The sequence below is a fragment of the Enterobacter sp. 237C8 genome (assembly GCF_034106865.1).
GTDB classification, from domain to species: Bacteria; Pseudomonadota; Gammaproteobacteria; order Enterobacterales; family Enterobacteriaceae; genus Enterobacter; species Enterobacter asburiae_B.
The window spans coordinates 1,108,216-1,128,046 of the sequence record NZ_JAWNDF010000001.1; the positions used below are offsets into that span (position 1 = coordinate 1,108,216).

Below are 19,831 nucleotides of genomic sequence, written 5' to 3' on the forward strand. Positions count from 1 at the left end.
AGGGATGAATGATGAAACCTTTAATTGGCTGTGCACTTATATGCTGTCTCCTTGCCGCTTGCTCGTCACCCCTTATCGAGAAACAAAATCCCGTTTGCGAAGCCACCGCATTGATCGGGGGAAAGGAAGAGTCGGTGCAGATTTACGGCGTGCGTAAAGTAGCTAATCAGACAGAATATAGGGCAGGCTACCCCTTCAATTGGCGATGGGTGAGCAAAAACAACTTCACCAGGTCGACCTGTTCAAAATGAACAAAACAAGAACCCGCTTCGGCGGGTTTTTTATTATCTGAACTCAGGAGTCCATCATGTCAGCAGGTACCATCACCCTGACGAACGGTTCCGCCATTGTTGGCGGTTCCGGAACTGCATTTACAACTGAACTCTCTGCAGGTGACTTCATTGTCTCTACTGTGGGCGGCGTTCCGTACACATTGCCAGTAAAATCGGTAGACAGTGATACCCAACTGACGCTTGTAATCAGCTTCACCGGTCCGACACAAGCCGGTGCGGCCTGGTCAGCGGTCCCGCGCGTGGCGCTGAACATGGTAACTGCTGCGCTGGTGGCGCAAAGTGCTGAAGCGCTGCGTGGGCTGAATTACGACAAACAGAACTGGCAGCAGGTTTACAGTGCCGCTGGAAACATCACAGTGAAGCTGCCAGACGGCACTACCTTCACCGGCCCGTCATGGAAATACCTGTCTGACAATATGGCGACTAAGAGCGGCGGAGCCGTACCTGTTAATCAGGGCGGTACCGGATCGACAACCGAATCAGGCGCTCGCACAAACCTCGGTTTAGGAAACAGCGCAATCAGGGATGTCGGCGCAGCGGCGGGAACGGTCGCAGCCGGCGATGATTCACGCCTGGGTACAGTGAACGGAAAATCAGGAGGCACGATTTCATCAGCTTTAAATGCCACTGGTTCAATAAATGTCCTTACTCAGTCCAGCAGTTTCGGAGTGTTTGCGTTCAAGTATCCGGGCTCTCTGGATAGTATGTCCTACTCCTTCTGCGAAAATTATGGTGATCTGGTATTTGTCACAACCCAGGCAGCCAAACCCGGTACAGAAAAATATTTCGCAATGCGGGGAGATAGATTTATTACCCCTGGAAATATCACCTGCGCATCACTGACACAGACTTCAGATGCGGATAAAAAAGACGATGTCAAAGCCATCGAGAACGCACTCGACAAAGTAATGAGCTTAAGTGGAGTGACATTCAACTGGAAGGAGAGCGGTCTTCCATCTGCTGGGGTTATTGCCCAGGAACTCATCAAAGTTCTGCCGGAGGCTGTCGGGTCAGTATTTGAAGATCATGATCATTATGAGTCAGTTGAAGAAGTTAATGAGGCTGGTGAGGTGACAATCACCCAGCAACTGACAAGAAAAAGAGATGACAGTAAGCGCAGCTATACGGTGGAATATGCAGGTGTTATCGCACTTTGCATCCAGGCCATTAAAGAACTTAACGACAAAATCGAAGACAGGTCGCGTTAAGATATTCCTAGTTGACGCTCAAGGTTTTCAACTTTCACCATTAAAGCAAGGATCGCCTCATGGTGAAGAGCCGCGGCAACACCAAACGTATCAACAGATTTTACATCCTCAATCTCTGTTCCATTTCGTAAGGTTGTTTTCCCATAAGATTTCACAGCGTCAGGAAAAGCCTTCTCAACTTCCTGAGCTATGAAGCCATACCCATGCGCAGGAGTGTCGAGGCGGTCCCATTCAACGCCTCGAAGCTGCTGCATTTTCATAAGTGGATCAGCGATTACCGTTACATTTTCTTTGATACGCTCATCAGATGCCGTTACCCAATTGCCTGTGGCAGCGCCATTGGAATGGAAAACCCAAGTGACCATCCCTTCCTGATTCGACCCTTTCAGGTTTAGTGTGACATTATCAAAATTAGCCCCGCCACCACGGGCTCCCCCGAAAGACCATTCTCCTGTATACCAGGTACCTTTGATGAGGTTGACGTAATTACCTGTATTTGGGTTATAGCCACTGGCCACGACCAGGCTGATGCCATTATTCATCAATCCACCGCCACCATTATCCCCAGAATTGACGGCAAATCCGGGGTTACCGTTAATCCCTGGCTGGACTGTAATTGGGCTCGTAATTTTCCCACCCGCTTTCTGATCGACAGTATTTAAGCGCGAATCATCGCCGGCTGCGACCGTTCCCGCCGCTGCGCCGACGTCCCTGATTGCGCTGTTTCCTAAACCGACGTTTTATAGATTGCTCTCGAGCGGCCTGGCCGATAACTTCACCTGATTTTTTTGCAGAAATAACTGGGTGAAAAATATGCAAATTGGCTATGTAAGGGTGTCAACAAATGAACAAAATACGGATCTTCAGCGGCAAGCGCTCGAACGCGCAGGATGTGAACAAATTTTCGAAGAAAAAATGAGCGGAACGGTAGCGAACCGGCCAGCACTTAAAAGGCTTCTCAGGGCATTAAATGAGGGGGATACCTTGGTGGTCTGGAAACTGGATCGACTCGGTCGCAGCATGCGGAATCTGGTGCTGCTGGTGGACGAACTCCGGCAGCGCGGCATCCACTTTAAGAGCCTCACGGACAGCATCGACACATCAAGCCCGATGGGGCGCTTCATCTTTCATATCATGTCAGCGCTGGCAGAAATGGAGAGGGAGTTGATAGTGGAGCGCACCCGGGCAGGGTTGGCCGCAGCTCGTGAGAAAGGACGAATCGGTGGGAGGAGGCCAAAGCTCACCCAGGAACAATGGGCGCAGGCGGGTCGACTGATAGCGAACGGCGTGGACAGGAAGAAGGTGGCAATCATCTATGATGTGGCGGTGTGCACGCTGTATAAAAAATTCCCAGTTTCAAAATCGGCTTAAATCTGTTCACACTGAGTTACGGCCATAAAATTTACAAAACTCATAATTCGAAGCTGCATATAAACTTAGAAACGAAACGGCGAAATTGCCGCTTTATCTCTGCGTTCGTGAAAACCTCTCCCTTTGCGTTTAACGAGCCGTATTACGGTAACAGTGCGTCCATGAAGCTTCTTACCCCCACTCAGGATTCACGCGACATCATCAACGCCGCTGTAAAGTGCCTGGACAAAATCTGGAAGGATGGCCACCGGTACCAGAAGGCAGGGATCATGCTTGGGGATTTTTTCAGCCAAGGCGTGGCCCAGCTCAACCTGTTCGATGAGAACGCGCCGCGTGCTGGTAGCGAGAGGCTGATGGAAGTTCTGGATTATCTGAACGGGAAAGATGGAAAGGGAACGCTTTATTTTGCCGGGCAGGGCATACAGCAGCAGTGGCAGATGAAACGGGATATGTTATCTCCACGATATACTACGAGGTATTCAGACCTAATAAAAGTTAGATGATCCTTTAAACGGTATATTCATTCGAACCTAATTATCGGCTATGAGTATTAAGATTAATATGTCTACTACTATGCTTTTGTAATGTAAATAAGCCCCTGCAATTATACAGGGGCTTATGGGTATGATGCCGGGTGCCTCCCGGTGAGTCATTGAACTAACCACTCGTGACTCGCTGCTTCAGAAATTCACGATGAGCCGCTGGATATACAAATCATCAGGTTAATTAGCCCTGCCGCTGAGGAGGATTCATCATTAAACCGAATGTAACAGCAATGCTTAGCAAATGATACAATATTTACTGATGTGCCTCATGATTTTCTTTCGCGGTTTTCACGGTCACGGAATTTTCAGATGGTGAAGGTTAAAATATCGATGTTCATTTTTTTACTTTAAGTCTTGAGACAAAGGTTAAGGTTTTATCTTCTGGGCAAATCATTAGAAAAATTGCTGTGGGAGATTTTTCTAAACGTGTAATTCCATGCAGCATCTGGTAGAGTCTTTTTTTTAGTTTTTCTGCTCCATCTTTTTCAGACTCCCACTCTAAAACTGCCTGACCCTCTGAACCAATGAATGCATGGGATGGAAGTTTGACACCTCGGTTTGACTTACTTGAATAGTTCCGGTCATGTAAGAGACCCAAGATAAGAGGGTTGATATTATTATCTGAGAATGGGGCTTCAAGAACTATTAATACTGTGTAATGCAGGATTTTCATGGAAGCCTTATGGTTGCCTCAGCAATAAAGTCATATTGCCATGGTGCTGGATGTACATGTCTTAATTATAAATTTTTGTGTGGGGGTAAAAAAACCTGCGTTAAGCAGGCTATAATAATTAAACGTAGTTATAATAATGATTTCATGAATGTCGGCGTTGAATCCCTAGCGTCAAAGATACTTCTGCGCCGCATCTAATATTTCCTGAGAGGTAAGTTCTCGATCTGATGCCACATGGACCACTTCATGGTCACCTGTTAAAGAGGGAAAACCTGCTGACATTATCTGAAGGTTTATCACTTCTCCATTAGGATATTCTTCGCGTATTGATGTCACACCTTTAAGCACAGTGATAACTTTACTTGGCTTACCATTAAAAAAAATGATTACTTTTTTCATATATCACCATGTATTTTGCGGGTTTCTAGCCCCTGCAGGTGGTCGAAAGGGTTCTGTTTGTTCATTTTTTTTTGCCTCTTTCGAAATTAAAACAAGCATTATACTTTCTTAACGTGTACTGTAACGGTCCATTTGAACTGGAGAAGTCTATGTCTGCACGTAAAAACACTCAATTCCGCCGAAATTATTTAGTAAAATGTCCTTGTCCAAACTGCTCAAAAGATTCCGAACATAGTTACAATCGTGTACAAAAGGGGGCTCAGTTGGTGTGCCCATACTGCAGTGCTTTGTTCAAATCTTCCCAGCGCTTCTAAAAAAATTATTAAAAAAATAAGAAGTGATGCTTTTGGAGGCTGCCTAACCTCTTACGCACTTTAGTATTTTATAAGCAGTTAGCTTCTGCTTTGAGACTGTTCATGCAGCAGTCCTGCATTTCATCACATCGGTCAGCAAACTTGATGGTAAGTAAATATGCTGGCCTGTTGTAATGATGTGAGTAACCGAACATCACCTTTCACTGATAAAGTCATGCTGGCTTAAGCAAACCATCTAAAAATTATCTATCGCAAAGTGTTACATTGGCAGCGATTGGACCTTTAGTTCCAGCTATGATAGCGAATTTGACTTTTTGTCCTTCAAAAAGAGTATTAAATGTTTTTCCCAGCAGGGAAGAAGTGTGAACAAGAACATCTTTACTTCCATCGAGTGGGGAGATAAAGCCAAACCCCTTATCTTCGTTAAACCACTTAACAAGACCTATGATTTTAGATGACATACAAACTCCGTTTGAACATTTCAAACTGACAAGCAAGCTCATGATAAGAAACGTATGCTGGTATATGTATGGACTCAAGAGGAGGGATATCAGAGATAACACCTAGTTATGAGAACGGCTTTTGGAAAAGTTAGATTCATCATCGCACCGAATCAGCCAAACCATTAAGGCACGTGTTGAATGATTAAGCAAATTTTATCTTAGCCTTCTAGAAGGCCGTTAAAATAGTGTTAGCTATTATTAACTGATCCTGTATAGTGAAATCTGGATTACCATTAGGAAAATATTTGTCTCGTAAAATGACAGGAATTGTCAAAAGTTTTGACTTCAAGAGCGGAAAGGGATTGATTATCCCATCAGATGGCAGAAAAGATGTTTTTTTGCATGTTTCTGCATTAAGTAATAGTGAAAGCCAAACGTTAAAGCCAGGTGTTCGTGTTGAATTTTATCGTATAAATGGACTTAGTGGTCCGATGGCTGCAAATATATTTCTTTCTTAAAGTAAGATAATATTGAACCAAATATAAAGTGCGCATCAAAAGCACTGCAGATTATATATCTGTTTGTTCTATCAATTTTCTCCCCTGATTTTTTCCATTTCCAACATCACGGGCCACAGCATGCCAGATAAACTTGTCGGTTGGTACAGCGCCGTCGGCCGCTATCTCTTGAGCTTCTTTCCCTCCAGCGTCCTGACGCATCCATTCCCTTGCTGCTACTGCTGACAAAACCAGTGGCCGGCGGTCATGAATATCCACCAGGTCTTTGTCAGCTGCAGATGTCACTATTAGGAAACCTTCCGATTCATCGCCGCGCTCGAACGGCGTGCTGCCGATTGCAGCCATGAAAATAGGCTGACCGTCTGCCCGGTGAATGAAGTAGGGCTGTTTCTTGTCGCCTTCTTTCTTCCATTCAAACCACCCATCGGCAAAGCAGATCGCTCGGCCATGTTCCCACAAAAGTTTAAGCATTCGACTTGTGGCCGCAGTTTCGACGCGCGCGGGCTTATCCCACCACCCGGGCGCATAGCCCCAGAATATCGGATCGAGGTGTAATTGCTCGTCGCGTTCGCTCAGCAGCAGGACTTTAGTACCTGGCGCCACGTTGTACCGGCCAATAGGTTCCGGGTCATAGGCAATGTCACGATCGGCTTCGTCGGCCAGGTAAGCCAGATATTCTTCACGTGTTTGTGCTTGTGCAAAACGTCCACACATAGAAACCTCCAGTTAGTCAATAGGGCAGGGAGAAAAAGTAGCGCGCTGGTTAAGTCTTACAAACGTATTCGGGGCGATTCTCCTGAAGAGAATGGAGTTCGTACAGCGGTGTGTTACGAAACTGGAAGGAGCTATGCAAAATAGGGGGATTTTGGGGGCAAATTTGGGGGCATTTTGAAGGAGGGACACCAAAAGGGGCACAAAAAAGACCGTGAATGTCCGTAGATGTCCGTTAAACGTTTCGGGCTAACTTATTGAAAACATAATAAGTATGTCCATTTCAATGAGTTGGGGTTTTTCTGCACACTAAAACTGCACAAACAGCTTTTTCATTGGATCTCACCGAAGAAACGCTTTGTGCAGAATATACATGAAAACCCGTCGATATTTTCATGTCTGTGGAGCGCGTTACATGGCAATTGCGCTGTTTTTTACCTTGGCGATGAGTGTTTCCGTTACGGCCAGTCCTTCCGCAATGTGCATATCAATCACATCGGTACCGAATTCGTTAATTAAATCCAGAAGTATTTCGTAAGTCTGGATGAGCTCAAGGAGATCAAAGAGCGCTTTTTGATCGGCGCGTGAAGGGGAGGAATGGCTAAGCGCTGCCTGATTAACAATCCATTCAAGATTGGTTTTGATGGCTTCTACCTGACTGTAGCTATACATATTTCATGGGCTTAAATCCTCATTTCAAGATTTTATGGGAGAGGTATCGTGAGAGCTTCACGGTGAAAAAAGAGTCTGCATGTCGCCGGGGCTGAGCTGGCTGTAGAAAGGATGGATGAAGATTTAATTATGGGATAGTTTGCGTGCTTAGCAAGTTAATTGTTGCGCAAACGTAAAAGTAAACGCGCGAAAGAAGGGCATCGTCGCGCAATGCCTTCATTTCGCGCAGGTTATTTTATCGGGATATGGGATCAGGTTTCCCACGCATGTGGGGCAAACAGATAACCCTTGTTACGCACGGTTTTAATGCGGTAGGGCTCGGTAGCGTTATCCTGCAGCTTTTTGCGCAGGCGCGAAATCGCCACGTCAACGCTGCGGTCCATTCCGTCATAGCTCACGCCACGCAGGTTTTTCAGCAGCGCGTCGCGGTCCATGATTTGCCCGGCGTGCGTTGCCAGCTCCCACAGCAGGTCAAAGTCTGCGGTGGAGAGGGCGATAAGCTCGCCGGAGAGCAGCACCTGGCGGTTAATGGGGTCAATAGACAGCGTACCGAAGCGCATCGCTTTGTGCGGCGTCAGAGACGGCGCGGGCGCTTCGCGTTCGATGCTGGCGTGCTGGCGCAAATGCAGGCGCAGGCGGGCAAGCAGGACGGCAGGCGGTGTGGTTTTCAGAATGTAGTCATTGGCGCCCATCTCCAGCGACAAAATGTGGTTCATATCGCTGTCCAGTGAGGTGAGCAGGACGATAGGGCCCTCCCACCGGGCGCGCAGGTCACGGCAGAGCGTCATGCCGTCTTTGCCTGGCAACATAATATCCAGCAGTACCAGATCCGGGTTTTCACGGACGACCACCTCTTCGGCACGATCGCCGCGAGGTTCAACAATGACGTCCATATCATGTTTACCCAGATAGGCGGCGATCAGTTGCCCGACCTCGGGTTCGTCTTCAACATAAACAATCTTATTCATACAGCGTCTGTTTTCGTGAAAAAAGCCAACATACACCGCGGAACCTTAACCTTCCATTAATCTTTCAAAATTAACGCCGGTTCCGTTATTCTCGCTCATATTGTTATTTGATTGTTATAGGGAAAAGTATGGGGCTGGTGATCAAAGCCGCACTGGGCGCGCTGGTGGTGTTACTGATTGGCATTCTGGCAAAAACGAAAAACTACTACATTGCCGGGCTAATCCCGCTGTTCCCGACCTTTGCGCTAATTGCTCACTATATTGTGGCTTCTGAGCGGGGTACGGAAGCGTTACGCACGACCATCGTGTTTGGCATGTGGTCTATCATTCCGTATTTTCTCTACCTGCTTTCGCTGTGGTATTTCACCGGTTTTCTGCGTCTTCCCCTGGCGCTGAGCGGGGCGGTGGTCTGCTGGGGACTCAGCGCCTGGGTGCTAATTTTCTTCTGGAGCCGTTTTCACTAGCGCAGCGGGCGGCCGCCGTCCACGGCAAAGGTTCTGCCCGTGACGTAGCAGCTGGTGAGCAGGTAATCCACGAGGTCGATTACCTCTTTCTCGCCCGGCGCGATTTTCATGAGCGACTTATTCAGCGCCTGCTGGCGATACTCCGCATCATCGTTTTCGTTAAACAAAATCATCGCCGGGGCGATGGCGTTTACCTTCACCTCGGGCGCGAGCTTGCGGGCAAACGAGCGCGTCATATTATCCAGTGCGGCTTTACTGGCCGCGTAGGCGATGTGCTTGTCGCTGCCGCGCTCCACCACATAATCGGTGAAGTGAATAATATCGCCCGCCGCGTGCCCATGGCCGCGCAGCAAATCCTGCAGAGCGTGGTTAAGCAGATAAGGGGCATTGACGTGGATCTGCAGCATGGCGGAGAGCGTTTCGCTGAGTGACGTACCGGGTTTTTCGGCTCGCCATGCGCTGGCGTTATGGATCACGGCGCGCAGTCCCGTCGTGGTGGCTTTTACCTTTTCCGTGAAAGCCAGAATGCCTTCATCGGTCGAAAAATCAGCCTGAATGCAGACCGCCCCGGCTTTGCGTAACCCTTCAATCGACGGGTATTCCGTACGGTAGCTGACAATGACCGGATGGCGAAGGTTGAGAAAGTGATGGGCGAGGGCGAGGCCGATACGGCGGCCTCCACCGGTAATCAGTATTGGGCGAAGCGGTGCATTTCCCATCGTATTCTCCTTTACAGTTCAACAATGGGAAAGGCGATGCTATCCCATTAACATCCAGGTTGCCGGTAGGGCAGCAACCAGTAACAGTCCAATTAATGCCATTTCACGGCGCTTCAGCGCGTTCTCCAGCTGATGCGTGCGGCGGGCGTAGATAAACACCAGCAGACCCGGTGCGTACAGCACTACCGACAGCAGCAGATGCATAGGCCCGGAAGCATACAACAACCACAGGCCGTAAATACAGGCTCCGACACCCACGACATAATGCGCCGGGCGTGTGGCAATTTTTAACAGATACGCACCCACTAGGAAATAGGGTACCAGAATCATCTCCGAGGCGATGGTCAGCAGGGTGTTATAGTCTGAACCTGTGAGCCAGATCAGCACCAGACAGACCTGAACGCTGATGTTGGTCAGCCAGAGCGATGCCGACGGCGCGCTGTTTTGGTTTTGACGGGCGAACAGGCGTGGAAACGCCTTGTGCGTCGCGGCCAGGAACGGCACTTCAGCCGCCATGATGGTCCAGCTCAGGTAAGCGCCGCAGACGGAGACGATCAGCCCTGCGGCAATCACCACGTCGCCCCAGGGGCCGAGCATTTTCACCATCAGGCCCGCCATTGACGGGTTACGCATTTCAGCCAGTTCAGGACGCGCCACCACGCCCAGCGACAGCAGCGTGACCAGCAGATAGACCCCCAGCGCGGCCAGAACTGCCAGCAGCGTGGCGCGGCCCACATCGCGTTTATTCCTGGCCCGGGCAGAAACCACGACCGCGCCTTCAACGCCGATGAACACCCACAGGGTAATCAGCATCGTGTTTTTCACCTGCTCCCAGACGGGCACGCCCAGCGCGATACCGGTGAAATCGAGCTTAAAGATGTCCATACGGAACGCAATAAAGGCCAGAACGATAAACAGGCCGAGCGGAACCAGTTTCGCCAGCGTCGCCACCAGGTTGATGCTGGCGGCCGTTTGTACGCCACGTAACACCAGCCAGTGGACGAACCACAATAACACCGAGGCGCCCACAATAGACTGCCAGGTATTTCCGTCGCCAAAGAGGCGCAGCTCAGGCGTATCGGTAAAGAAACTGAGCGCCGAGAAGACGATCACCAGGTAGGAGACGTTGGCGATAACGGCACATAGCCAGTATCCCCACGCGGAACAGAAGCCAATCAGCTCGCCGAAACCCTCACGCGCATAGGTGAAAATGCCGCCGTCCAGATCCGGACGAATGCGGGTGAGCAGGAGCATGGCGAAGGCCAGCAGCAGTATGCCGACACCCGTAATGCCCCAGCCAATGATGAGCGCGGATGGGCTGGCAACGGCCGCCATATTTTGCGGCAAACTGAATACGCCTGCACCCAGCATTGAGCTTAAAACGAGTGCAGTCAGAGCACTCAGGCCAAGTTTCTTTTCCATTGGCTTCCTGTTATGAAAGGTCAAAATCCAGAATAATTATTTCGCTCAGGCGCATAAAAATGGTGGATCACACTAAGGCGCGGGATTTTACGGAGTGTAACGAATGCATGCAATGACGTGAGGCAGAAATTCAAAAAAAGTAACAAAAAAAGGCGGCATTGCGCCGCCTTTGGTCAACGATTTTGTTACTTGTACAGATCGGCGCTGATGGTCACGTTGTTACCACGTTCCTGCCACTGGCGGGTGATGTGGTAGTACTTCGCCCCTTTCTTCGCCGCACGCTTCGCGACCTGGTAAGAGACTTCCGTCATGTTGCCGTAGTTGCCGGTAAACTTGATGCTGTCGAACGGCACCATCTGCGCTGCAGTGGCGTTGTTCAGCTCTTCAATTTTGGTACCGTCAGGCAGCGTAACGGAGTAACGACCACCTTTCGTGGACTGCGTTTCGAAGAAACGGCCCACTTCAGCGCTTGGGGCAGCCGTCGTTGCTACGCCTGGAATTTCAACTTTCTTCGCTGCTTCGCCGCCTTTCGCTATCGCCGCGCGACCTGCTTCTGAATTTGCCGGGATGGCATCCGGGCTCTGCAGAACACGTTTTTTCGCATCTTTTTTATAGATGAACGCGGTAATACGCTGATTGCCACCCTGGTTAGCATCGACCTGACGCACGATGAAGAAAGAGTAGGCCCCTTTCTCTTTCGCGGCTTTGGTGATGGCATCGTTCACTTCAGGCTGGCTGCGATAGAAGCCCTGAACGGTGACGGTGTCGTAAGGTTCCAGCTCAATCGCCTGATCTTTCGGCAGTTCAACAACACCGTTGATCACGCGGTTTTTCGGTGCGTCAGCTTTTGGCGCATTGTCTTTGAACAGCGCGATGGTCACGCGCAGGTTACCGCTGTTGCCGTAATCGGACTGGTCAACGACATAAAACGAGGCCGCCCCGTTTTTATCAGCGGCTTTTGATGCAGCGGCGACGGCGTCGCCAATAGAATTATAACGACCCACAATGACCGTATGGTCAAAAGGTTTTAACGCTGCCGCTTGCTCCGGCGTTAACTCTGTTGCGGCATTCGCAGACAGGGCGGTCGCGGAAAGAAGTGCGGACGCCAGGAGTGTGTTCTTAAGCTTCATAAAAATGATCCTTCGCCTTGCGCAAACCATGTACTGGTATTGTTGTTAATTTGAGACGGTCCCGATTATTGCATTTAAAACCCGTCGCTGTCTGCGCCATTTTTCACTGCCTGTGCTTACTGAATCACCGAATTCGATAACATTTAGTGATATGTTGAAAAAACACGCGTTTGACAAGTAAAACTGATAAAGCATATGACTTTTACAAGTTAATTTAATGTTAACAAGTTGTTCTGTTATGGCGCTATATCATGTTTTTACCGCTTCGCTTGCGCGATTTATCGGTTCTGGCAGTGAATTTAAGGTAAATATCACTGTCAGTGACGCCGATCGCTTATTTTTCACAGATAAAGTAAGAAATAGTGTTTTCTGGCGGTAGATCGCGGGCGCTATTTTCAGTAGGTTATAGACAGTTTGTTACTGTTTTATTTTCCGGGGTTAATCATCTCTCGTCGCTCGCGCGATGGCGAAAATTGATACAAACCGCGGGCATTTATCGATAAACCATCATCAAAAACCGATGGAAGGGAAAACTATGCGTATTGGGGTACCAAAAGAACGGTTAGCCAATGAAACCCGCGTAGCGGCAACACCGAAAACGGTGGAGCAACTGCTTAAACTGGGTTTTACGGTCGCGGTTGAAAGCGGCGCGGGCAAACTGGCGAGTTTCGATGACGAGGCCTTTATCCAGGCTGGCGCGGAAGTGGTCGACGGTGCTGACGTCTGGCAGTCGCCGGTGATTCTGAAGGTCAACGCACCGGAAGAGAGTGAGATTGCGCTGCTGAATCCGGGAACGACCCTGGTGAGCTTCATCTGGCCTGCGCAAAACCCGGAGCTGATGGAGAAGCTGGCGGCCCGTGGCGTGACCGTGATGGCAATGGACTCCGTGCCGCGCATTTCGCGCGCGCAGTCGCTGGATGCCTTAAGCTCCATGGCAAACATTGCTGGCTACCGCGCCATTGTTGAAGCGGCCCACGAGTTTGGTCGCTTCTTTACCGGTCAAATCACCGCCGCGGGTAAAGTCCCTCCGGCGAAAGTGATGGTGATTGGCGCAGGCGTGGCGGGCCTTGCCGCAATCGGTGCGGCAAACAGCCTGGGCGCTATCGTACGCGCCTTTGACACCCGTCCTGAAGTAAAAGAACAGGTCCAGAGTATGGGCGCCGAATTCCTTGAGCTGGACTTCAAGGAAGAAGCAGGCAGCGGCGATGGTTACGCGAAGGTAATGTCCGAAGCCTTCATCAAAGCCGAAATGGAACTCTTCGCCGCTCAGGCGAAAGATGTCGACATTATTGTCACCACCGCGCTTATCCCGGGTAAACCGGCGCCGAAGCTGATCACCCGTGAGATGGTTGACTCCATGAAGCCGGGCAGCGTGATTGTCGACCTGGCCGCCCAAAACGGCGGTAACTGTGAATATACCGTTCCAAATCAGGTAACCACGACCGCTAACGGCGTGAAGGTGATCGGCTATACCGATCTGCCGGGCCGTCTGCCAACGCAGTCTTCTCAGCTCTACGGCACTAACCTCGTTAACCTGCTGAAGCTGCTTTGCAAAGAGAAAGACGGCAACGTCACGGTTGATTTCGACGATGTGGTGGTGCGCGGCGTCACGGTGGTCCGTGAAGGTGAAATTACCTGGCCTGCGCCGCCTATTCAGGTTTCTGCTCAGCCTCAGGCGGCAACGAAAGCGGCACCTGAGCCAAAAGAACCCGCCAAACCCGCTTCTCCATGGCGCAAATACGCGATCATGGCGCTGGTGATTATTCTGTTCGGCTGGCTGGCTGACGTTGCGCCAAAAGAGTTTCTCGGCCACTTTACCGTCTTCGCGCTCTCCTGCGTCGTGGGCTACTACGTGGTGTGGAACGTCTCCCATGCGCTGCATACGCCGCTGATGTCGGTAACCAACGCCATCTCCGGGATCATCGTGGTGGGGGCGTTACTGCAGATTGGTCACGGCGGCTGGATCAGCTTCCTGAGCTTTATCGCGGTGCTGATCGCCAGTATCAATATTTTCGGTGGTTTCACCGTGACTCAGCGCATGCTGAAAATGTTTCGTAAAGGCTAAGGGGTAGCATATGTCTGGAGGATTAGTGACAGCTGCATATATTGTTGCTGCAATCCTGTTTATTTTCAGTCTGGCGGGGCTTTCCAAACACGAAACGTCTCAGCAGGGGAATAACTTTGGTATCGCCGGGATGGCGATTGCGCTGATTGCCACCATCTTCGGGCCGGATACCGGCAACGTGGCGTGGATCCTGGTGGCGATGATCATCGGCGGCGCGATTGGTATTCGACTGGCAAAACGCGTTGAAATGACCGAGATGCCGGAGCTGGTTGCCATTCTGCACAGCTTCGTGGGTCTGGCGGCGGTGCTGGTGGGCTTCAACAGCTACCTGTATCACGAACCGGGTCTGGAACCGATTCTGGTGAACATTCACCTGACGGAAGTGTTCCTCGGTATCTTCATCGGTGCGGTGACCTTCACCGGCTCCATTGTGGCGTTCGGCAAGCTGCGCGGGAAGATCTCCTCTAAACCGCTGATGCTGCCAAACCGTCATAAGCTGAATCTGGCGGCGCTGGTGGTGTCGTTTGTATTGCTGGTGGTCTTCGTGCGTACCGAAAGCGTCGGCCTGCAGGTACTGGCGTTGCTGGTAATGACCATCATCGCGCTGGCGTTTGGCTGGCACCTTGTGGCGTCCATCGGCGGTGCGGATATGCCGGTGGTTGTCTCGATGCTGAACTCCTACTCCGGTTGGGCGGCAGCGGCGGCAGGCTTTATGCTGAGCAACGACCTGCTGATCGTCACCGGTGCGCTGGTGGGTTCTTCCGGTGCGATCCTGTCTTACATCATGTGTAAGGCGATGAACCGCTCGTTCATCAGCGTCATCGCCGGTGGTTTCGGGACCGATGGGTCTTCTTCCAGTGCGGATGAAGAAGTGGGTGAGCACCGCGAAATTTCTGCGGAAGATACCGCAGACATGCTGAAAAACTCGCACTCCGTGATCATCACTCCGGGCTACGGCATGGCGGTGGCGCAGGCGCAGTATCCGGTTGCGGAAATCACCGAGAAGCTGCGCGCGCGGGGCATCAAGGTTCGCTTTGGTATTCACCCGGTGGCAGGGCGTCTGCCTGGCCATATGAACGTGCTGCTGGCGGAAGCGAAAGTGCCTTACGACATCGTGCTGGAAATGGATGAGATCAACGATGATTTCGCCGACACCGACACCGTGCTGGTTATTGGTGCTAACGATACCGTTAACCCTGCTGCACAGGACGACCCGGGTAGTCCAATCGCCGGTATGCCTGTTCTGGAAGTGTGGAAGGCGCAGAACGTGATCGTCTTCAAACGCTCCATGAATACCGGCTATGCCGGGGTTCAGAACCCGCTGTTCTTCAAAGAGAACACCCACATGCTGTTCGGCGATGCTAAAGCCAGCGTGGATGCGATTCTGAAATCACTGTAAGTTGCGTTGAAACGAAAAAACCGCCGAATTCGGCGGTTTTTTTATTGCCGGGTGGCGCTGACGCTTACCCGGCCTACGGTTTTGTAGGCCCGGCAAGCCTGCGCCGCCGGGCGTCAGGCGTTAATCGTCTTCAGGATCGTCCAGCTCAACCGGCGTCTGATACTCATCCGGCTTAATGACCAGCAGGTCGCAGCGCAGATGGTCGATCACCTGTTCGGCGGTATTGCCAAGGAAGGCGGCAGAAATACCGGTTCGGCCAATGGTGCCCAGCACCACAATCCCCGCCTGCAGGTGTTCCGCCAGGTCCGGGATCACCTCTTCAGGCAGGCCTTTTTCCACGTGAGTCATTTTCTCATCGATGCTGAATTTCTGGCGCAGCGCTTTCATGGCCAGCAGATGCTGACCGCGGATCGCGTCGTTGTACACGCTCGGGTCAAATTCAGGGAGCTCAATGGCAATGTTAATCGGGGTGACCGGATAGGCGCCTACCAGATGCACTTCGGTATGATTGACCTGATCGGCAAGCTGGATGGTCTCCTTCACCAGCTTCTCGTTCAGCGAATTGTGGTAATCCTCTTCGCTCGCGAGGTTTACCGCCACAACGGCTTTCCCGCCTTCAGGCCACGGCTGGTCTTTCACCATCCAGACCGGGCAAGGACATTTGCGCAGCAAGTGCCAGTCGGTCGGAGTGAAGATCACGGATTCCAGCTTGTCGTGCTGGTGCGCCATCTTCAGCAGGAGGTCGTGCCCACCGGCGACAATTTCCTGGATGATGGCTTCGAAAGGTCGGTTATGCCAGACCACTTTAATATCAATGGGCACGCCCGCTTCCAGGTAATACTTCGCCTGTTCACGGATCCACGCGGTACGCTGGCTGATGACGCCCTGACGCATAGCGGTGCGCTCGTCAGGCGACAGAAGGGTGGTCATCTCATACGAGAAGTCATAGATCGGCAAAAACGCTTTGATTTTGCCACCAATCCGTTGATGTAAATACACAGCACGTCGTAATGCCGGCTGATCGTCCTGATTCGGATCGATAGCTACCAGCATGTTTTGATACTTGGCCATACAGGTCTCCTTACTACTGTCACCACAGTCTGTAATTAAAAGAGTAACCTATATATCCTGAATGAAACAGAGGGGAGGTTTTGCCAGATCAATAATTCATGAAAATTTATCAGAGGAAAAGTACCGTCGTCGTCACCGCGATAAACGCAATAAACAACAGCACCATCACCGCTATCGCAAAGGTCGTGGAATCCTGGACGTAGGTTTTTTCTTCCCCCTTCATCGGACCGACAAGCATGATCCAGATGAAGATAAAGGTCACAGAGGCAATCACGACTGAAACGAAAAACAAACTTTCTCTCAATTCATAACCTCAACGAGAACCTTTCGGGCGCTGTGTGGGGACGTGCTACGGTGAAAATTTCTTGAAACAGAAGTGATTATACCAGACCAATAAATCACTAGAATTTATGGTCTGGTCATCAACATGCGGAGAGTTACGCCACGTTGCGGGCGTGCCCGGCAAGAACGGCAAGCGCTTCACCGTTTTCGATAGTGATGTATTTACCTTTAACGGCCAGCATCCCGCTTTTCTGGAAACGGCCCAACAGACGGCTGATGGTTTCCACGGTCAGACCCAGGTAGTTGCCGATATCGCCACGCGTCATCGTCAGACGGAATTCACGCGGCGAGAAGCCACGCTCGGCGAAGCGGCGGGAGAGGTTGTAGATAAACGCGGCCAGGCGCTCTTCTGCGTTCTTTTTAGAAAGCAGCAGAATCATGTCCTGATCGCCTTTGATCTCACCGCTCATCAGACGCATCATCTGCTGACGCAGGTTAGGCATCTTACCGGACAGATCGTCCAGGGTTTCAAACGGGATTTCGCAAACCATTGAGGTTTCGAGTGCCTGAGCAAAGCTCGGATGATGGCCCGTGCCGATGGCGTCAAAGCCCACCAGGTCGCCCGCCAGATGGAAGCCGGTGATCTGCTCATCACCCTGTTCGGTGATGGTGTAGCTCTTGATGGTGCCAGAACGGATAGCATAGAGCGATTTCAGTTCGTCTCCCGCTTTAAACAGCGTCTGCCCTTTCTGAATAGGCTTTTTGCGCTCGATGATATTATCAAGCTGATCGAGTTCATGCTCATTCAGGGTAAACGGGATACAGAGCTGGCTGATGCTGCAATCCTGGCAATGGATAGCACAACCGCCAGACTGAATGCGTCGTATAATTCGCTTTTCCGGGATCATAGGTTTGCTCAAGCCTTAATTGATATTGGTCAATTTTAACATCTTTTTGGTAAGTACGTAAGCCTGACAAACCCTCAATAAGGACAAGAGACGGCAACGTGTCGCCATCTTCTTGAAATTCCACAGCTTGATTATGGATTTTTAGCCTAACCGGTAGAAAATTAAGCACAAAAAGCCTGGGAGCTAGAGCAGGAGATACCCTTCGTGACGCAGCAACCACTCTTTTCGCTGCACGCCGCCGGCATAGCCTGTCATGGTGCCGTTGCGGCCAATGACGCGATGGCACGGCACCACGATGCTGACCGGGTTAGAGCCGTTAGCGGCACCCACCGCGCGTGCGGCGCCTGCGCGCCCTAGCTGTTCCGCGAGCTGGCCGTAATGCATGACCTGCCCGCAGGGAATGGACCGCAGCGCCTGCCACACTTGGCGCTGAAAAGGCGTGCCTGCCGTGGCGGTCGGCAGAGTATCGATGATGCTGAGATCGCCTTCGAAGTAGGCCGCAAGCTTGTCGCTCAGCCCGCCCGGGTTGGTGGCGCGGATACGTTCATATCCCTGCGAGCGGTAGTGAACATGGAGCAGTTCTTCCATCCGGTCGCTGTGCTCTTCCCATTCGACGGCGCGCAGGCAGAACTGCTCGTCCGCGATCACCCACAGCGGCCCGAGCGGCGTCGCAATCTTATCTTCGAGTAATCTCAGCATCCTCATTCCTTTAGTTCAGCCTCGGGTAAATCCCCGGCCCAATCGGCAGGCCGACAAGATACCATGCCACCAGCATCACCAGCCATACCCCTAAAAAGATAAGCGGGTAGGGTAAAACCAGCGAATAGTAGGTACCCAGTTTGGCCTCGGGTTTATAGCGCTGCAGGAAGCCTAAAAACAGCGGAACAAACGGCGAAACCGGCGCCAGCGGAATCACCGAGGAGTCCGCGATGCGGAACAGGATCTGGGCAAACGCAGGATGAAAACCCAGCATCATAAACATTGGTACGAAGATCGGGGCCAGAATCGACCAGATGGCGGAGCCGCTGGCGATAAACATGCACAGCAGGGATGACAGCAGCGCCAGGCCGACAAACGCCGGTACGCCGCTTAGCCCGGCAGCCTCCAGCGCGTCGGTCAGGCCCACGGCCATAAACTTGCCCATGTTGCTCCAGTTAAACATCGCCACAAACTGCGCCAGCGGGAACACCATCACGATAAATCCCGCCATCTCTTTCATCGGCTCGATCATCAGCTGCGGCAGATCGCCCTGACGGCGGATCTTACCGGTCGCGATACCGTAGGCGAGCGAAACGACAAAGAAGAAGAGGATAATCAGCGGCACGATGCCCTGAATAAACGGCGACGGCAGGACGGTATGTTTAACCGGATCGCGCAAGATGCCGTTTTCCGGCACCACCATCAGCGCCACCAGCGCGATGAAGGCCAGCGAGACAACGCCCGCCACGCGCAGGCCGAAGCGCTGCTCCTTGCTCAGGGTTTCCAGCTTTTCATCGCTACGGCCTTCCCATTTACCCAGCCGCGGCTCGATGATTTTATCGGTAATCAGCCCGCCGACAATCGTCAGGACAATCACTGAGCTTGCCATAAAGTACCAGTTGTCGATCACGCTGACGTGCATGGCCGCATCAATGGTCTTTGCCGCCTCCGTGCTGATGCCAGAGAGCAGCACGTCAGTGGTGACGATCAGCAGGTTAGCGGTAAATCCGCAGCCCACGCCCGCAATCGCCGACAGCAGGCCCGCCACGGGATGACGCCCGACGGCGAGGAAAATCAGCGCCCCCATAGGCGGCATGATCACCAGCGCGGCGTCGGAGGAGATATGGCTGAAGAAGGCGATAAACAGCACCATATAGCTGGCGTAACGCGCGCTGACGTGAGAAGCCATCTTCACCATTAATGCGGGCAGCAAGCCCACGCGTTCAGCCAGCCCGGCGCCCAGCACCAGCGCCAGAATGGCGCCCAGCGGGGCGAAGCCGCTGAAGTTCTTAATCACGTTGGGTAAAAACCAGTGCAGCCCGTCAACGCTGAGCAGGTTTTTCACCGCCACCAGGCTGCCGTCGGCCGGGCTGCGCACGCTCACGTCAAAGGCGGAGAGCACGGCGGTGGCGACCATTAAAATCACAATCAGATAGATAAACAGCAGGAAAGGGTGCGGCACTTTATTGCCGATCCTTTCAACCCAGCCATAGAGCTTACCGGATGGGGAATGCGAAGGTATGGATGACATACTCATGGGCGTTCCTCGGGAGTGTT

24 protein-coding genes are annotated in these 19,831 nt (G+C 51.7%); 9 read left to right on the forward strand and 15 right to left on the reverse strand.

The genetic code is table 11. From position 1 onward, the window contains the following. The first annotated feature begins 11 nt into the window (after window positions 1-11). Window positions 12-251, forward strand: a complete 240-nt coding sequence (gene cor / locus USF70_RS05480) for a phage exclusion lipoprotein Cor (protein ID WP_320735598.1) — start codon at window positions 12-14, stop codon at window positions 249-251. A gap of 56 nt (window positions 252-307) precedes the next feature. Further along, window positions 308-1,501, forward strand: a complete 1,194-nt coding sequence (locus USF70_RS05485) for a tail fiber domain-containing protein (RefSeq protein ID WP_320735360.1) — start codon at window positions 308-310, stop codon at window positions 1,499-1,501. Here the strand turns inward: USF70_RS05485 and USF70_RS05490 are convergent. After that, window positions 1,498-2,043 (reverse strand): tail fiber domain-containing protein, encoded by a 546-nt coding sequence (locus USF70_RS05490; protein WP_240609101.1) that lies wholly within the window; start codon window positions 2,041-2,043, stop codon window positions 1,498-1,500. The genes USF70_RS05485 and USF70_RS05490 overlap by 4 nt on opposite strands. A gap of 271 nt (window positions 2,044-2,314) precedes the next feature. Between USF70_RS05490 and USF70_RS05495 the strand changes: the two genes are divergently transcribed. Together USF70_RS05495 and USF70_RS05500 are read left to right on the forward strand one after the other, a co-directional pair. Then, window positions 2,315-2,872, forward strand: coding sequence for a recombinase family protein (locus tag USF70_RS05495; protein WP_265460926.1), 558 nt, complete (start codon window positions 2,315-2,317; stop codon window positions 2,870-2,872). A gap of 11 nt (window positions 2,873-2,883) precedes the next feature. Continuing rightward, window positions 2,884-3,375: a DUF4113 domain-containing protein gene (locus tag USF70_RS05500; protein WP_414464675.1), complete on the forward strand. Its 492-nt coding sequence runs from the start codon at window positions 2,884-2,886 to the stop codon at window positions 3,373-3,375. Between the two features lie 376 nt (window positions 3,376-3,751). Here USF70_RS05500 and USF70_RS05505 read toward each other — a convergent pair whose 3' ends face one another. Beyond that, a complete protein-coding gene (locus tag USF70_RS05505; RefSeq protein WP_126327659.1) occupies window positions 3,752-4,090 on the reverse strand; it encodes a hypothetical protein in 339 nt (112 codons plus the stop codon). A gap of 171 nt (window positions 4,091-4,261) precedes the next feature. After that, window positions 4,262-4,489, reverse strand: a complete 228-nt coding sequence (locus tag USF70_RS05510; RefSeq protein WP_047652164.1) for a phage protein — start codon at window positions 4,487-4,489, stop codon at window positions 4,262-4,264. A gap of 149 nt (window positions 4,490-4,638) precedes the next feature. On the opposite strand from USF70_RS05510, the gene USF70_RS05515 reads away from it, so the two are divergent. Beyond that, window positions 4,639-4,803 (forward strand): YnfU family zinc-binding protein, encoded by a 165-nt coding sequence (locus tag USF70_RS05515; RefSeq protein WP_320735361.1) that lies wholly within the window; start codon window positions 4,639-4,641, stop codon window positions 4,801-4,803. Window positions 4,804-5,045: 242 nt separating this feature from the next. Here the strand turns inward: USF70_RS05515 and USF70_RS05520 are convergent, their stop codons facing one another. Further along, window positions 5,046-5,264, reverse strand: a complete 219-nt coding sequence (locus tag USF70_RS05520; protein ID WP_096150505.1) for a cold shock domain-containing protein — start codon at window positions 5,262-5,264, stop codon at window positions 5,046-5,048. Between the two features lie 287 nt (window positions 5,265-5,551). On the opposite strand from USF70_RS05520, the gene cspF reads away from it, so the two are divergent. After that, the gene (gene cspF, locus USF70_RS05525) at window positions 5,552-5,764 is read left to right on the forward strand and encodes a cold shock-like protein CspF (protein WP_072058474.1); all 213 of its coding nucleotides are present in this window, start codon (window positions 5,552-5,554) and stop codon (window positions 5,762-5,764) included. A gap of 51 nt (window positions 5,765-5,815) precedes the next feature. Here the strand turns inward: cspF and USF70_RS05530 are convergent, their stop codons facing one another. The 3 genes from USF70_RS05530 to rstA form a co-directional block, all read right to left on the reverse strand. After that, the gene (locus USF70_RS05530) at window positions 5,816-6,478 is read right to left on the reverse strand and encodes an SOS response-associated peptidase (RefSeq protein ID WP_320735362.1); all 663 of its coding nucleotides are present in this window, start codon (window positions 6,476-6,478) and stop codon (window positions 5,816-5,818) included. A 408-nt stretch (window positions 6,479-6,886) separates the two neighbouring features. Continuing rightward, complete coding sequence (locus tag USF70_RS05535) at window positions 6,887-7,147, reverse strand: hypothetical protein (protein WP_033145345.1); 261 nt, start codon at window positions 7,145-7,147, stop codon at window positions 6,887-6,889. 251 nt (window positions 7,148-7,398) lie between these two features. After that, entirely contained in the window at window positions 7,399-8,115 is a 717-nt protein-coding gene (gene rstA / locus USF70_RS05540) for a two-component system response regulator RstA (protein ID WP_021241154.1), read from the reverse strand. 128 nt (window positions 8,116-8,243) lie between these two features. Between rstA and USF70_RS05545 the strand changes: the two genes are divergently transcribed. Beyond that, window positions 8,244-8,579, forward strand: coding sequence for a GlpM family protein (locus USF70_RS05545; protein ID WP_028017326.1), 336 nt, complete (start codon window positions 8,244-8,246; stop codon window positions 8,577-8,579). Here USF70_RS05545 and folM read toward each other — a convergent pair. From folM to ydgH, 3 genes are all read right to left on the reverse strand, one after another. After that, entirely contained in the window at window positions 8,576-9,298 is a 723-nt protein-coding gene (gene folM / locus USF70_RS05550) for a dihydromonapterin reductase (protein WP_064672368.1), read from the reverse strand. The genes USF70_RS05545 and folM overlap by 4 nt on opposite strands. A gap of 39 nt (window positions 9,299-9,337) precedes the next feature. Further along, window positions 9,338-10,720 carry an amino acid permease gene (locus tag USF70_RS05555; protein ID WP_048980409.1) on the reverse strand — a complete coding sequence of 461 codons (1,383 nt, stop codon included), beginning with the start codon at window positions 10,718-10,720 and terminating at the stop codon, window positions 9,338-9,340. Window positions 10,721-10,905: 185 nt separating this feature from the next. After that, window positions 10,906-11,850 (reverse strand): DUF1471 family protein YdgH, encoded by a 945-nt coding sequence (ydgH, locus tag USF70_RS05560; RefSeq protein ID WP_033145347.1) that lies wholly within the window; start codon window positions 11,848-11,850, stop codon window positions 10,906-10,908. Between the two features lie 535 nt (window positions 11,851-12,385). Here ydgH and pntA point away from each other — a divergent pair. Both pntA and pntB read left to right on the forward strand, forming a co-directional pair. Beyond that, window positions 12,386-13,915 (forward strand): Re/Si-specific NAD(P)(+) transhydrogenase subunit alpha, encoded by a 1,530-nt coding sequence (pntA, locus tag USF70_RS05565; RefSeq protein ID WP_023311474.1) that lies wholly within the window; start codon window positions 12,386-12,388, stop codon window positions 13,913-13,915. Between the two features lie 10 nt (window positions 13,916-13,925). Beyond that, entirely contained in the window at window positions 13,926-15,314 is a 1,389-nt protein-coding gene (pntB, locus tag USF70_RS05570; RefSeq protein ID WP_024909329.1) for a Re/Si-specific NAD(P)(+) transhydrogenase subunit beta, read from the forward strand. Window positions 15,315-15,434: 120 nt separating this feature from the next. On the opposite strand, the gene uspE is transcribed toward pntB, so the two are convergent. The 5 genes from uspE to abgT all read right to left on the reverse strand — a co-directional run bounded on the left by uspE (window position 15,435) and on the right by abgT (window position 19,811). Beyond that, window positions 15,435-16,385, reverse strand: a complete 951-nt coding sequence (gene uspE, locus USF70_RS05575; RefSeq protein WP_023335478.1) for a universal stress protein UspE — start codon at window positions 16,383-16,385, stop codon at window positions 15,435-15,437. A gap of 109 nt (window positions 16,386-16,494) precedes the next feature. Continuing rightward, window positions 16,495-16,677 carry a hypothetical protein gene (locus tag USF70_RS05580; protein WP_014883604.1) on the reverse strand — a complete coding sequence of 61 codons (183 nt, stop codon included), beginning with the start codon at window positions 16,675-16,677 and terminating at the stop codon, window positions 16,495-16,497. A gap of 145 nt (window positions 16,678-16,822) precedes the next feature. Further along, a complete protein-coding gene (gene fnr, locus USF70_RS05585; RefSeq protein ID WP_006174991.1) occupies window positions 16,823-17,575 on the reverse strand; it encodes a fumarate/nitrate reduction transcriptional regulator Fnr in 753 nt (250 codons plus the stop codon). A gap of 183 nt (window positions 17,576-17,758) precedes the next feature. After that, on the reverse strand, window positions 17,759-18,274 hold the full coding sequence (gene ogt / locus USF70_RS05590) for a methylated-DNA--[protein]-cysteine S-methyltransferase (protein ID WP_063440044.1): 516 nt from the start codon (window positions 18,272-18,274) through the stop codon (window positions 17,759-17,761). A 10-nt stretch (window positions 18,275-18,284) separates the two neighbouring features. Further along, window positions 18,285-19,811 carry a p-aminobenzoyl-glutamate transporter gene (gene abgT / locus USF70_RS05595; RefSeq protein ID WP_029740288.1) on the reverse strand — a complete coding sequence of 509 codons (1,527 nt, stop codon included), beginning with the start codon at window positions 19,809-19,811 and terminating at the stop codon, window positions 18,285-18,287. Between the last annotated feature and the right edge of the window lie 20 nt (window positions 19,812-19,831).